Raw genomic sequence first — 14119 nt, 5'->3', positions numbered from 1 at the left:
ATGTGTTTGCAGCGGGTGATAATGTTTCTATTAAAAATTTACAAACTAATGAATTTGACTATTTTCCTTTAGGAACACACTCAAATAAAGGAGGTAGAGCAGCAGGAGCAAATGCAGTAGGTAAAAATATTGTATTTAAAGGTGCTTACAAAACAGCTATTGTAAAAGTGTTTGATTATACATTGGCAAGAACAGGTTTAAATCCAAAATATTTAATAGCAAACAACATTCCGTTTAAAACGGTTTTAACTATAGCTGGCTCCACACCAAGTTATTATCCGAATCAAAAAGATTTAATATCTGAGATATATTATAATCCTGAAACAGAAGAAATTTTAGGAGCAGAATTATTTGGTGAAGTAGGTGTAGATAAAAGGGTAGATGTATTAAGTACAGCAATTTATGCTAAATTGAAGATTACAGATTTATCTCAATTAGATTTGGCCTATGCACCACCTTTTTCACCTGCAAAAGATCCTATTGTTGTTTCTAGTTTTGTTTCAGAGAATATTATAAATGGTAAAAGTGTTCAAATTTCTGTTGAAGAATTAGAAGAAAAATTTATGAATAATAAACTTTCAGATTATTTATTAATTGATTCTAGAACGGTTGCTGAGTATGAAAAAGGAACCATTCCAAATGCAATGAATTTTCCTTTAAATGAAATTAGAAATCATATAGATTTTATTAAAAATCAAGAAAAACCAGTGATTATTTTTTGTCAGAGAGGTTTACGCGGTTATTTAGCTGAATTAATTTTAAACCAAAATAATATTAAAAATGTAGTTAATGTTGCAGGAGGTTTTAAACTATGGCAAATGTACAGTTCAAAAATTGCAATACCAGAATCAGTTTTTGTTCGGTTAAATTAAAAAAATAGTTGGTTGTTTATTTATGAAAGCATCTATAACTTAATAGTTTTAAGTTTTAGGTGTTTTTTTGTTTAGCATTTATATTGTTCGTGCATTTTTATATTATTTTCCAAATTATGAATAATTTTCTAAGCGGCTCAGTTAAGTATCGTCTCTTTTAGCATCAGAAATGTATAAGGCATATTCTTTATGATACGTATACGCCATTTTATCATAATTACTTTTTGCTAATTTATGAGTGCTTAATGCATTTTGAAGTAATTCTAGAATCTCAAATTCATTTTTTTTGTTATAACTTTTTTGAGAACAATTTCACAAATATCATTTAAAAACGAATCTTTACTAGCTATATATTCATCAATTAGTAAAGAAGCATTTGGGTTTATTTTTGACATATTTTATGGCTTTTGAATGTCTAAAAATACTATTTTTTATTTTCGTTTTTTACAAATTTAATTGAAGTAGTGTTTACGCAATAACGCTGACCTGTTGTTTCTTTTGGTCCATCATCAAAAATATGACCTAAATGACTTTCACATGAAGCACAAATTATCTCAGTTCTAATCATTCCGTGAGTTTTATCTACAACATAATTTACAGTTCCTTTTATGGAATCATCAAACGAAGGCCAACCACAATGTGATTCAAATTTACTATTTGATTCAAATAATTGAGCATCACAAGCTGCGCAATGGTAAGTTCCTTTTTCAAAGTGAGCTGTTAAACCACCTTCACTTGGAGCATCTGTTCCTTTTTGTCGAAGCACAAAATACTGTTGAGGTGTTAGCTCTTTCTTCCATTCTTCTTCTGTTTTAGTAACTTTTTTACTCATTTTATTTTTTATTTTTTCTTGAGAATAACTTTGTATAGTTGTTATTAAAAGTAAAATTAAAGTTATTTTTTTCATAGTACTAATTTCTATTTATAAATTCAATAATTCTATTTATAACGAGGTCATCTTTTAAAATACGCCTGTGACCTAAGCCATTTGTAATTAATAGTTCACCTTGTTTTAGGTTTTGACGAATATTATGAGCGCAACTTACAAGTACATCGTTATCTTCAGTATCATGAATTACTAGTGTTGGAATTAAAACTTCTTTAGCTACAGTATTTACTGAATAATTATCGATATCTTCTCCAAATTTTTTATAAAATTCTTGTTTAATTTTAAGAACTATTTTAGGTTTTAATTCTAATTTATTTACAAAATCTATAATAATATCTGTAATGATGTCTCCAGAGCCAATAATAATCGCTTTTTTTAAGAGTAAACCTTGTTTAATACTGTTTATTACAGCTATACCACCTAAAGAATGGCCAACAGCGATTTCAAAAGGACCGTATTTTTCTTCAATTGCTTTTGATGCAATTACAAATTCGTTCATCATAGTTGTTTTGCCCGTAGATTTTCCATGAGCAGGTCCATCAAAACTAATAGTCATAAATCCATTTTCTAATAATTTATCTGCAATTTTATACAATTGAGTTCCTCTACCTGACCAGCCATGCACTAACAAAACTTTTCTTGTTGAATAGCCATAGGTATAAATCATTACCTCTTTATTTAATTCAGGAATAAATAATAATTCCTTTTGAGCACTATTAGCCATCATTTTTTCACGTTCAGGAGTTTTAAATCTGATTGGAGTTCTAAATAATTTAATAGCGAATTTTGTTGCTAGAGGTGGGGCTATAAATTGTAATACTTTTCCTGTATAAATTAGTGAAGAAGGTATTTTTGGAATATTATTTTTTAGTTTAGATTCTTTAATGTTTAAATTAGTCATATATTAATTTATATTTGTGCATAAAGATAGAATTTGTAACTTTATAACAAGTACAACAATTTAAAAAATCAAAAAAATGAAAAAAGTAGTATCCTTAGCCATTGTATTTTTATTTATAATAAGTTGTAGCACTGTGCCTATTACTGGGCGTCAACGAATTAATATTGTAAGTGATGCTGAAATTTTACCAGCTAGTTTTGCTCAATATGAAGGCTTTTTAAAGGAAAACAAAGTTTCTACAAATTCTAAAATGAAGAATGAAGTTCAAACTGTAGGAATGAATATTTCAAAAGCTGTTGATAAATTTATGCGCGCAAATGGCATGGTAAGTGAAGCAGATAGCTATCGTTGGGAGTTTAATTTAATTGAAGACCCAGCAGTAAATGCTTGGTGTCTTCCTGGTGGAAAAGTGGTGGTTTATACAGGAATCATTCCAATTTGTGATAATGTTGATGGTATAGCAGCTGTTATGGCTCATGAGATAGCACATGCATTTGCAAAACATGGGCAAGAACGAATGACAAGTTCTTATGGACAACAATTAGGTGGTATTGCTGTTGCGATAGGTACAAATAATAAAGATCCAAAAACACAAGCATTATGGAATACTATTTATGGTGTTGGCTCAACAGTTGGAATGTTAGCATACAGTAGAACCCATGAGACGGAGGCTGATAAATTAGGAATGGTTTTTATGATTATGGCGGGATATAAACCTGAAGAAGCTATAAATGTTTGGATTAGAATGAGTGAAAGAGCAAGTGGAGGAGCGCCACCTGAATTTTTAAGTACGCATCCATCTAACCAAACACGAATTCAGAATTTAAAGGCATATTTACCAACAGCTATTGCACAAGCAAAAAAGTACAATGTTAAATAATACTTAGGTAATTGTCTATTTCTTTCAATAAAAAATTTATACTATATTGTAAACCGTTTTCAAATTTGAGAACGGTTTTTTATTTAAATAAATATGTTAAAAAAAGGAGATAAAAAGTTAATAAATGGTTGGGCGTTTTACGACTGGGCAAACTCAGTATATTCTTTAGTGATTGGGACAGCAGTTTTTCCTATTTATTATGAATCGGTTACAAGTTCAGATGGAGGCATCATTAAATTTTTAGGAACAGATTGGCATAATACTACAGTATATTCTTATGCTTTAGGATTTTCATTTTTAGTAGTTGCGTTTTTATCACCAATTTTATCGGCAATTGCAGATTATACAGGAAATAAAAAACGTTTTATGCAATTTTTCTGTTTTTTAGGTTCTTTTTCAGTAATGGCTCTTTACTTTTTTACAGGAAAAGAAAATATTTGGATTGGTATTGTTTTTACTATTTTGGCCAGTATTGGTTTTTGGGGTAGTCTCGTTTTTTATAATGCCTATCTACCAGAAGTTGCTGAACCAGAAGACCATGACCGTGTGAGTGCTAAAGGATTTATGTTAGGTTATTTAGGTTCTGTTTTATTATTAGCATTTAATTTATCCATGGTTATGAAACCTGAAATGTATGGAATTACAGATGCAACATTTCCTGCACGAGTTTCATTTCTTACTGTTGGTATTTGGTGGTTTGGTTTTTCACAAGTTACTTTTAGTCGGTTACCTAATAACCCTTTTAAAAGAAAACCTGAAAAAGATTATATATTTAAAGGTTTTAGAGAACTAAAAGTAGTGTTTAATGAAATTAAAACCCAAAGTCAGTTAAAAATATTATTAATTTCATTTTTCTTATATAGTGTTGGTGTTCAGACAGTTATTTTATTAGCTTCTATTTTTGGAACAAAAGATTTAGGCTTAGAAACCAGTAATTTAATTATTACCATTTTATTAATCCAGTTAGTTGGAGTAGTGGGTGCATTTGCATTTTCAAGATTATCAGAAAAAATAGGAAATATAAAGGCATTGAAAATAACCATATTAATTTGGAGTGTTGCTTGTTTTGGAGCTTATACACTTCATAGAGAAGATCCAAATGTGTATTTAAAATTTTATGCATTGGGTGGTTTTATTGGGTTGGTTTTAGGAGCTATTCAATCACTTTCACGCTCAACATATTCTAAATTAATTCCAGATGAAACTCAAGATCACGCAACGTATTTTAGTTTTTATGATGTAACTGAAAAAATAGCCATTGTTTTAGGAATGATAATAGCAGGAATTGTAACTTCATATACCAATTCATTACGGTTATTTATTTTAATTTTATCTGTATTTTTTATTGCAGGATTTATTACTTTAAGCTTCATGAAAGGCTCAAAATATGTTAGATAAAAAGTTTGATTTTATTGTTGTTGGAGCAGGTATTGTTGGAACAGCAACAGCTTATAAATTACAATTAAAATTCCCTGATAAATCAATAGCAATTTTAGAAAAAGAGGCTGAAGTTGGTTTGCATCAGACAGGTAGAAATTCAGGAGTAATGCATTCTGGAATCTATTACAAACCGGGTTCTTATAAAGCTATAAATTGTAATAATGGAAGAAATCAATTGGTGAATTTCGCAAAGAAATTTAATATTAATCATGATGTTTGTGGAAAAGTAATTGTTGCAACTACAAAAGAAGAAATTTCAATTTTAGATGAAATTTATAAGAGAGGAATTCAAAATGGGACAGAAGATATTTGTTTTTTAACTTCGGAAGAAATAAAAGAAAAAGAACCATTTATTGAAGGAATTAAAGCCATTTGGGTTCCAACAGCAGGAATTATAGATTATGTTGCAGTTTCAAAAATGTTTATTCAACAAATTTCCGCAATTAATTCAGCAAGTAAATTAATTACTTCTTGTAAAGTTAAAAAGGTGATTTCAACTAATAATTATACAACGCTTCAAACTAATTTAGGAAAACTAATTGCTGAAAAAATAATATTTTGTGCTGGCTTATTTTCTGATAGAATTGCTGAAAAAGATGATTTAAAATTAGACATGAATATTGTAGGTTTTAGAGGAGATTATTTTGAATTAAAACCTGAAGCTGCACACAAAATTAAAAACTTAGTATATCCAGTTCCTGATCCAAAATTTCCGTTTTTAGGAGTTCATTTTACAAGAATGGTGGATGGAAGTATTGAATGTGGGCCAAATGCCGTTTTCACCTTCAAAAGAGAAGGCTATAAGCGTACAAGTTTTAGTATAAGAGATACTTTTGAAGCCTTAACCTTTGTTGGAACTTGGAAATTATTTGGAAAAAACTGGCGTAAAGGGATTGATGAATATAAAAGAGCCTTTTCAAAACGATTATTTGTAAAAGCTTTGCAAAAAATGCTGCCAACTATTACTGTGTATGATGTACAAGCTGCAAGAGCGGGAGTTAGAGCACAGGCAATTGATTTTCATGGAAACATGGTTGATGATTTTAAAATTATGAAGCACAATAATAACATTCATGTATTAAATGCACCTTCACCAGCTGCAACATCGTGTATGGCAATTGCTGATGAAATTGTAAGTTTAGTTCATTAATTTAATTTTTAGATTCAATATAAAAATTTTTATCAATTTCAAAGTTTACTATTGGAGCATCTAATAATAATTCTTTCCAGTCTTTAGTTGGAAATAACCATGTTGCTTTAGAATTAAAATACACTTTTACAGGCATGTCAAAATCTTCAACAATGTTAACCCATTTGAATTTTAATTTATTTTTAGAAATTTTGTAAACTAACTTAGGAATCCTAATATCTCGTAAGTATTGATTGAAAAAAGCAGTTAAATCAATATTACTGTGTTCACTTAGATAATTTTCAATTTGTTCAGTAGTAACAGTTTGATGATAAAATTCGTTGTTTAAACCTCTAAGAATTTCTCTAAATTTACCGTCATCTTCTAATAATTGTCTTAAGGTATGCAGCATATTTGAACCTTTATAATACATATCTCCAGATCCAGAATAATTTACGTTGTATTTTCCAATTATAGGTCTGTCATTTTGAATGTTTTGCCTTGTTCCAATCAAGTATTCATTACCTGCTTCTGTTCCATAATGATAATCTAAAAATAGCGTTTCAGAATATGCTGTAAAACTTTCATGAATCCACATATCAGCTATATCTTTATAGGTAATATTATTTGCAAACCACTCGTGACCAGATTCATGAATAATGATAAAATCGAATTTTAATCCCCAACCAGTATTACTTAAATCCCTTCCTAAATAACCATTTTGATATTGATTTCCGTAGGTTACAGAACTTTGGTGTTCCATACCTAAATAGGGAACTTCAACTAATTTATAGCTATCTTCATAAAAAGGATAAGGTCCAAACCAGTGCTCAAATGCTTGTAACATTTTTTTTACATCTTTAAACTGTTCCTTAGCTTTTTCAAGATTGTCTTTTAATACATAATAATCACAATCTAATATACCTTTCTCTCCTTCATATTTTTCTGAAAAATGGGCGTAATCTCCAATATTCATATTTACACCATAATTATTGATTGGGTTTTTAACATACCAATGAAATGTTTTTGTGTTATCAATATTCTCAGTTATATTTTTTAATCTTCCATTAGAAACATCCATAAGATGGTTTGGAGTGGTAATATTAATAGCCATACTTTCAGGCTCATCATACATATGATCTTTACACGGCCACCACAAACTAGCACCATCACCTTGGCATGAAGTTGCTATAAAGTCTAAGCCATTTGTGTCTTTTTCCCAAGTTAAGCCTCCATCCCAAGGTGGTCTTTTAGCAATTACGGGTTTTCCTTCAAAAAAAACGGTTAGTTCATTTGTATCACCTTTTAGCTGTTTATCTTTTAATTGAATAAAATATGAATATCCATCTTTTGTAAAGTTAAGTTCGGAATCATTTTGAATTATTTTGGTTATTTTCATGGGTTCTTGTAAATCAATTTGCATTATTTGATACGTATCAAGAACTTTATAGGTAATGCTATTTTTTCCTGAAATTGATGTTGTTTCAGGAACTACTTTAATGTTTAAATCATAATGTTTTAAATCCCACCAAATACGTTCTTTGGTAATTGATCCTCTAAGTGAATCCTGGTGTGTGAAAATTTTATTTTGAGAAAAAAGTGGTGCTGAAATGAGTAATAGAAATATATTGAATATTATTTTTTTCATAATAAATGGCTTCCAAAATTAAATGTTGAAGATAATAATTAATTTATGATTGTTCTTCTAAATATTTTTCAGCTTTTGATATCGCTTTAGTAATATCAGAAACAATATATTTTCTATCAATAATTTCATACATACCATTATTTCTAAAATTTTTTCTTAAATCTACACCAATACCAGATAAAATAACAAGGATACCTCTTTCTTTAAAAGTTTTAACTATTTCTTTTAAACTTTGAAAACCTGTAGCGTCAATCATTGGTACATATCTCATTCTTATAATAATCACTTTTTTATTTTGGTTATCAATAGTAATTGTTTCTTGAAATTGCCTTGCTGCACCAAAAAATAAAGGTCCATTTATTTCATATAAAATAACTTCACTTGGTAAGTTTTGCAGTTCTTCATCAAATAAATTTTCACGATCTCTCAATTCAGAAGTGATGTTTTTTATGTGAACAGATTCACTCATCCTTTTCATAAACATAAAACTAGAAAGTACAATACCAATTTCTATAGCAATAACTAAGTCAAAGATTACTGTTAAAAAGAATGTGGTTAGCAGAATAATAATATCCATTCTACTTCCTTTTAAAATAGATTTAAATTGTCTCCATTCACTCATATGGTAGGCAACAACAATTAAAATACCAGCCAAACATGAGAGAGGTATTAGTTTTGCGTAAGGAGCAAAAAGTAGCATTATTGCAAGTAATATGAATGCATGGATAATTCCGGCTATTGGAGTTCTTCCTCCATTTTTAACATTTGTAGCTGTTCTTGCAATAGCACCTGTTGCAGGAATTCCTCCAAATAAAGAAGATGCAATATTTGCAAAACCCTGTGCAATTAATTCCATATTTGAACGATGTTTTCCTCCAATCATAGAATCTGATACAACTGCTGAAAGCAATGATTCTATACTTCCTAATAATGCAATTGCAAAAGCGGGTTGAATTAATGATTTTACGGTTTCATAATCAAAATGTGGAATTGAAGGTAAGTTAAAGTTATTTGGAATTTCTCCAAAATTGCTTTCAATAGTATCTACAGGAATATTAAAAATTTGAACAACAATAGTTGCTAATAAAATTGCAACAATAGATCCTGGAATTTTTTTTATTAATTTTTGAAAATAGATAGTTACAATTACAGTTGTAGCAGCAATTGTAATTGCATACCAATTAATGTTATGAAAATTATTAAAATAAACAATCCATTTATCAATAAAATCAGCAGGAAGGTTCGCAATGTGAAGACCTAAAAAATCATTAATTTGAGAAGAAAAAATAATTAAAGCAATACCACTAGTAAAACCAACAATAAGAGAATAAGGAATAAATTTCAATAAATTTCCAAGGCGAGCAAGTCCCAAACCTATAATTATAAATCCAGCCATAAATGTTGCTATGGTTAAACCATCCATACCGTATTGTTGAACAATACCATATACAATTACAATAAATGCACCTGTTGGTCCTCCAATTTGAACTCTACTACCTCCAAAAGCTGAAATAATAATTCCTGCAATGATTGCCGTAATAATACCTTTTTCAGGTGAAACACCCGAAGCAATAGCAAAAGCAATGGCTAATGGAAGTGCTACAATTCCAACAATTATACCTGAAATAAGGTCTTTAAAAAATGTTTCTTTAGAAATTCCTTGCTTTAGCAAAGAAAATAATTTGGGTGTGAATTCTTTTTGCATTTGAATTATATAAATGACTTCAACTCCTTGTTCAACTAAGAATTAAGTTTTAAGGAGTTGTAAATTTAATCAAATAAAACAAGGTTTAGGATTTGTAACTTAGAAAATCATCAATAAATAAATTTATGGCATTATTTAAATTTATTTTGGCTTGTTTAGACAAGCCTATTTCAAAGTCCCAAATATAACCTTGAATTTTAATAACATAAGCATTTGGTTTTCTGTTGTAAATTGTTTCGCACAAATTTAATATTTGATCAGGAGGAACTTCATGTGTTGAAAATGCAACTTTTTCAGAAGGGTAAAGCCTTTCTATAGTGAAACCTTGATTTAAATTTGTTTTATTTGCATCAACAAAAAACACAGTTTTATATTGACCAATTAAATCAGAATCTTCAACCATGAGTTGATATTTATATATTAGATTTTCTTCGTTAAAACCTTCTTTTTGAAGCGAATCTAAAAAACACCAACCAAGACCATCGTCTTGGCGAGTGTTATTTCCTATTCCAATTATGATTGTATTATCTAATTTTTTCATCAATAATGTTTCCGTTGTGATCTTCTAATTGAACAATTAATGGCATTTTTCCTAGAGCGTGTGTGGCACAACTTAAACAAGGATCATAAGCTCTAATCGCAATTTCTATTTGATTTAACATAGGTTCAGTTATTTCAGGTTTTTCATTTAAAACACTTTCTGCAACTGTTCTAACTCCTTTATTCATTGCTTCATTATTATGTGTTGTGGAAACAATTAAATTACATTTTGTAATTAAACCTTTTTCATCAATATGGTATTCATGGATTAATGTTCCTCTTGGAGCTTCAATAACACCTATCCCTTTTCTGCGAGGAACTCCTTTTCTAACTAAATCTGTACCCATAATATCTTCATCTAATAGTAATCCTTTTATGCTTTCAGCGCAATGGAGGAGTTCAATGAGGCGTGCCCAATGCGTATGCATTGTCATATTATTAGGCTTATTTTTTGTATAAGCTTTAAAAATTTGTCGTTCAATTTCAGCTAAAGGTGTATTAATATGTGTACACGTGTTTAAACGTGCTAATGGTCCAACTCTGTTCCAACCTTTTTCTCTTCCATATTTTGTCATGTATGGAAATTTTAAATAGGACCAAGGTTCAACTCCTTCTTTAAAATGATCGCGATATTCAATATCTTCAATGTTTAATAACTCATTTCCTTCAAAATCTATAGAACGAAGTCTGCCGTCATATAATTCTAATGCACCCGTTTTTTTGTCAATTAGAGCTAAATGATTTGATGGATATGCTGCAAAATTATCAACCCATTCACTATTATTAATATGATATGATTTCATAAAATCAATAACTTCTTTAGCCCAAGAAATCATAGTGTCGATATTTGGAATTTCATTTCCATTTAAAAAATAGTCTCGTTCTTCAGATGAAATAGATTTATGAACTCCTCCAGGAACAGCTAAAATTCCATGTATTTTTTTACCTGCCAAAGCTTTGATTATTTCCTGACCAAATTTTCGCATTAAAATTCCTTTTTTTGCAAGTTCTCTGTTTTCTGTAGCAACCGCAACAATATTTCTTTTTTCGGCTGGAGCATCAATTCCAAACAAAAGATCAGGCGAAGCTAAATAGAAAAAGTGTAGTGCATGAGATTGGAAAACTTGTCCAAAATGTAACAACTTGCGTATTTTTGTAGCTGTTGGAGATAATTCTTCGGGATCTATACCAACAAGTTGGTCAATTGCTTTTGCAGCTGCTAAGTGATGGCTTACTGGGCAAATCCCGCATAAGCGCTGTACTAAAACGGGAGCTTCCCAATAGGGATGTCCTTGAATAAATTTTTCAAAACCTCTAAACTCTACTATGTGTAAAAAGGCATCACTAACTTTACCATTTTCATCTAATTTGATGGTGACTTTTCCATGTCCTTCAACTCGTGTAATTGGATCTATTGTAATTTTTCTTGGATTCATTTTATTGAGTTTTAAACGTTAGTCATATTTAAATTCTGGATACGCTATTTCATATTCTTCTTCAAATAAGATATTTTTAATTACACTCCAAATATGATTGGAGTTAGGAGGGCATCCAGGAATATGATAATCAATTTTTACAATTTCATGATTTGAATAAACTTTATTTAAAATTTTTGGAATATCTTCATGATTAGGAATTATAGTCTCGTTATCTTCACTTGTTAAAGAATTTAAATAAGCTTCTTTTAAGCATTCTTCCAAAGGTATAGTGTTTCTAAGTGCAGGTAAGCCTCCCCAAATGGCACATTCACCAACAGAGACTAAAATGTCACAATTTTCACGAAATGTTCTTAATACTTCAAAATCATGAGTATTACTGCATCCTCCTTCAATAATACCAATATCACAACGTTGAGTAAACTTTTTAATATCAGTAAGTGGAGATTTATTAAATTCAACTACTTCAATTATATCTAATAGTCCCAAGTCAATATCAAGCATTGACATATGACACCCGAAACAACCAGCTAACGATGTTGTTGCAACTCGTTTTTTTAGACTGTTTGTTTTATTTATATTGGTTTTATTAAAAGGTATTTTTTTTCCTTCAATTCCCTGATCAAATAGTCTATTTCCAAAAGGCTTACTAATTGATTTGCCTTTAACTAAAATAGCGCCAGTTGGACAAATATTCATGGCGTATTCTGCTTCAAATTCAGATAGTTTAGCTTCTTGTTCATAATCAACAGAAACTACAGTTTTACTTCCTTTATTTAAGAAGCTAAAAACTTTATAACCATCATTTGTTCTAATTTCTTCAAAACAGCGTTTACATTTAATGCATCTATTTTGGTTTACAATAATGCGTTCAGCTCCAGCATCAATATTTCGTTCAATAAATAAATGCGGGAAACGGGTATATCTTATTCCTGTCTCGTATGCTAAATTTTGCATTTGGCAATCGCCACTTTTTTCACAAGAAGGGCAAAAATGATTTCCTTCAACAAACATCATTTCTAGAATGGCTTTTCTAGTATCTAATAATTCAGGTGTATTCACCTCAATTTCCATTCCTTCATCAATTTTAATGGTACAACCTGCAATAGCTCGTCCATTTAATTTTATGGTACAAACTCTACAGCTTCCTAACTCATGTGAATTTTTAAAATGGCATAATGTTGGAATATAGATTCCGTTTTGTTTGGCAGCCTCAATTAAGTTTGTTCCTTTTTCAGTTGTACAAATTCTTCCGTCTATAATAAATGATATATTTTGCATTTTTGACTTGTTTTAAATCTACAATTGTGTTTCTTTTATAATACTGTCATACTCTTGTATAGCTCTTTCCATATCAAATTCAATAGTATGATTTTCACGTGCTGGAGAAATTTTTTGTTTAAAATAGTCTTCAAATTTATCGATAGACATAAGTAATGAATTTGGAGCAGATTTACCTAATCCACAACGGCTAGAAAGTTTAATAATTTTTCCCCATTGTTTAATTTCATCAATATCTTTTTGAGTGCATAAACCACGATTAAATTTTTTAACTTTTTCGAGTAAAATTTGATTTCCAGCCCTACAAGGAGTACAAACACCGCAAGATTCCATTTTGAAAAATTTTAGAAAATTTTCTTGAATTTGAAGAACGCTACGAGATCTATTAAAAACCATAATTGAACCGCCACAAACAAGATCTTCTTCACAAATTTGCCTGTCAAATTCAGAACTATTAATGCATTCACCTGATGGGCCACTAATTTGAATATAATAAGGAGAAAGAGCTTCACATAATTTTAATAATTGCCGTACTGACATTCCCCATTCAATTTCATAAATTCCTGGTTTTGCGACATCACCTGAGATACTGAGTAATTTTGTTCCCTTACTAATATCAGTTCCAACTGTTGAAATAAAATTGGCCCCTAATTCAACTATTCTAGCAGCTTTTGCAAAAGTTTCAACGTTATTTACAACTGTTGAATGTCCTAAATAACCAAATTCGGTTGGAAAATATTTTTGAACTCTTGGTTCTCCACGTTTGCCTTCTAAAGATTCAATGAGTGCTTTTTCTTCACCACATACATAAGAGCCAGCTCCTAACTGAATTTTTATATTGAAGTCGAAATTTTTTATTCCACAAATATTCTTACCTAAAAATGCATTTTGGTAAAAATATTCAAGGGTGTTTTCTAATTTTTTTTGAAGGAATTTATATTCAGCACGTAAATAAATAAAGCCTTCTTTAGCTCCAGTAATATATGCTGCTATTATCATGCCTTCAATTAAAAGGCCTGGCATATTCTCAATTACAGATTTATCTTTAAAGGTACCAGGTTCACCTTCATCAGCATTGCAAATAATATACTTTTTAACACTTTCACTTTCTTTACAAGCAAGCCATTTTTTTGCTGTTGGAAAAAATGCACCACCGCGTCCAGAAAGTTCAGATTTAGTGATGATGTTTAGTACTTCAGTTGGATTCTTTTGTTTTAGTTTACTTAATGCAATTCCTGTTTTATAATTTCTAAAAATGATGGTTTTATCTTCAGAAGGAATATATTGAATTTTACTTGTTGGATTACTTGCTATCGATTTCAAATCGATACCATTTTTTAATTGTTGAACAATTGTTTTAACCTTTTTTACGGTTAAATTAGTAAATGGGTTAAAATT

The 14119-nt window shown here is 29.8% G+C and carries 13 protein-coding genes; 4 read left to right on the top strand and 9 right to left on the bottom strand.

Annotation, left to right across the window (positions count from 1 at the left end; translation table 11 throughout):
• The coding region (locus tag ABY863_RS09615; RefSeq protein ID WP_372794242.1) for a rhodanese-like domain-containing protein at positions 1 to 872 on the top strand (872 nt) is incomplete at its 5' end.
• Positions 873 to 1013: 141 nt separating this feature from the next.
• Here ABY863_RS09615 and ABY863_RS09610 read toward each other — a convergent pair.
• The 3 genes from ABY863_RS09610 to ABY863_RS09600 form a co-directional block, all read right to left on the bottom strand.
• Positions 1014 to 1142: a YdeI/OmpD-associated family protein gene (locus ABY863_RS09610; RefSeq protein WP_372794244.1), complete on the bottom strand. Its 129-nt coding sequence runs from the start codon at positions 1140 to 1142 to the stop codon at positions 1014 to 1016.
• Between the two features lie 154 nt (positions 1143 to 1296).
• Complete coding sequence (gene msrB, locus ABY863_RS09605) at positions 1297 to 1779, bottom strand: peptide-methionine (R)-S-oxide reductase MsrB (RefSeq protein WP_372794240.1); 483 nt, start codon at positions 1777 to 1779, stop codon at positions 1297 to 1299.
• Positions 1780 to 1783: 4 nt separating this feature from the next.
• Positions 1784 to 2662 (bottom strand): alpha/beta hydrolase, encoded by an 879-nt coding sequence (locus ABY863_RS09600; RefSeq protein WP_372794238.1) that lies wholly within the window; start codon positions 2660 to 2662, stop codon positions 1784 to 1786.
• Between the two features lie 76 nt (positions 2663 to 2738).
• Here ABY863_RS09600 and ABY863_RS09595 point away from each other — a divergent pair, with 76 nt between their 5' ends.
• The 3 genes from ABY863_RS09595 (at position 2739) to lhgO (ending at position 6132) form a co-directional block, all read left to right on the top strand.
• On the top strand, positions 2739 to 3542 hold the full coding sequence (locus ABY863_RS09595; protein WP_372794236.1) for a M48 family metallopeptidase: 804 nt from the start codon (positions 2739 to 2741) through the stop codon (positions 3540 to 3542).
• 93 nt (positions 3543 to 3635) lie between these two features.
• Positions 3636 to 4940 carry an MFS transporter gene (locus ABY863_RS09590; RefSeq protein ID WP_372794234.1) on the top strand — a complete coding sequence of 435 codons (1305 nt, stop codon included), beginning with the start codon at positions 3636 to 3638 and terminating at the stop codon, positions 4938 to 4940.
• The gene (lhgO, locus tag ABY863_RS09585) at positions 4930 to 6132 is read left to right on the top strand and encodes an L-2-hydroxyglutarate oxidase (protein WP_372794232.1); all 1203 of its coding nucleotides are present in this window, start codon (positions 4930 to 4932) and stop codon (positions 6130 to 6132) included. Before ABY863_RS09590 ends, lhgO begins: the two co-directional genes overlap by 11 nt.
• A gap of 1 nt (position 6133) precedes the next feature.
• Here the strand turns inward: lhgO and ABY863_RS09580 are convergent, their stop codons facing one another.
• From ABY863_RS09580 to ABY863_RS09555, 6 genes are all read right to left on the bottom strand, one after another.
• Positions 6134 to 7759: a M1 family metallopeptidase gene (locus ABY863_RS09580; protein WP_372794230.1), complete on the bottom strand. Its 1626-nt coding sequence runs from the start codon at positions 7757 to 7759 to the stop codon at positions 6134 to 6136.
• 43 nt (positions 7760 to 7802) lie between these two features.
• Positions 7803 to 9464: a SulP family inorganic anion transporter gene (locus ABY863_RS09575; RefSeq protein ID WP_372794228.1), complete on the bottom strand. Its 1662-nt coding sequence runs from the start codon at positions 9462 to 9464 to the stop codon at positions 7803 to 7805.
• An 85-nt stretch (positions 9465 to 9549) separates the two neighbouring features.
• Positions 9550 to 10005: a hydrogenase maturation protease gene (locus ABY863_RS09570; protein WP_372794226.1), complete on the bottom strand. Its 456-nt coding sequence runs from the start codon at positions 10003 to 10005 to the stop codon at positions 9550 to 9552.
• Positions 9989 to 11440 (bottom strand): Ni/Fe hydrogenase subunit alpha, encoded by a 1452-nt coding sequence (locus tag ABY863_RS09565; protein ID WP_372794224.1) that lies wholly within the window; start codon positions 11438 to 11440, stop codon positions 9989 to 9991. The genes ABY863_RS09570 and ABY863_RS09565 overlap by 17 nt, the downstream gene beginning before the upstream one ends.
• An 18-nt stretch (positions 11441 to 11458) precedes the next feature.
• Positions 11459 to 12721, bottom strand: coding sequence for a 2Fe-2S iron-sulfur cluster-binding protein (locus tag ABY863_RS09560; RefSeq protein WP_372794222.1), 1263 nt, complete (start codon positions 12719 to 12721; stop codon positions 11459 to 11461).
• A gap of 18 nt (positions 12722 to 12739) precedes the next feature.
• Positions 12740 to 14119: NADH-ubiquinone oxidoreductase-F iron-sulfur binding region domain-containing protein (locus ABY863_RS09555; protein WP_372794220.1), on the bottom strand; the 1380-nt coding region annotated here is incomplete at its 5' end.

This window comes from Lutibacter sp. (assembly GCF_041562875.1).
Taxonomy (GTDB): Bacteria; Bacteroidota; Bacteroidia; order Flavobacteriales; family Flavobacteriaceae; genus Lutibacter.
The sequence above is the reverse complement of the archived record's forward strand: the minus strand, read 5'-3'. Positions and strand labels throughout refer to the sequence as shown.

What these genes read in the sequence shown, in the direction of transcription:
- msrB (WP_372794240.1), bottom strand. Translation starts at nt 1,779, where the DNA reads ATGAAAAAAATAACTTTAATTTTACTTTTAATAACAACTATACAAAGT.
- ABY863_RS09600 (WP_372794238.1), bottom strand. Translation starts at nt 2,662, where the DNA reads ATGACTAATTTAAACATTAAAGAATCTAAACTAAAAAATAATATTCCA.
- ABY863_RS09595 (WP_372794236.1), top strand. Translation starts at nt 2,739, where the DNA reads ATGAAAAAAGTAGTATCCTTAGCCATTGTATTTTTATTTATAATAAGT.
- ABY863_RS09590 (WP_372794234.1), top strand. Translation starts at nt 3,636, where the DNA reads ATGTTAAAAAAAGGAGATAAAAAGTTAATAAATGGTTGGGCGTTTTAC.
- lhgO (WP_372794232.1), top strand. Translation starts at nt 4,930, where the DNA reads ATGTTAGATAAAAAGTTTGATTTTATTGTTGTTGGAGCAGGTATTGTT.
- ABY863_RS09580 (WP_372794230.1), bottom strand. Translation starts at nt 7,759, where the DNA reads ATGAAAAAAATAATATTCAATATATTTCTATTACTCATTTCAGCACCA.
- ABY863_RS09575 (WP_372794228.1), bottom strand. Translation starts at nt 9,464, where the DNA reads ATGCAAAAAGAATTCACACCCAAATTATTTTCTTTGCTAAAGCAAGGA.
- ABY863_RS09570 (WP_372794226.1), bottom strand. Translation starts at nt 10,005, where the DNA reads ATGAAAAAATTAGATAATACAATCATAATTGGAATAGGAAATAACACT.
- ABY863_RS09565 (WP_372794224.1), bottom strand. Translation starts at nt 11,440, where the DNA reads ATGAATCCAAGAAAAATTACAATAGATCCAATTACACGAGTTGAAGGA.
- ABY863_RS09560 (WP_372794222.1), bottom strand. Translation starts at nt 12,721, where the DNA reads ATGCAAAATATATCATTTATTATAGACGGAAGAATTTGTACAACTGAA.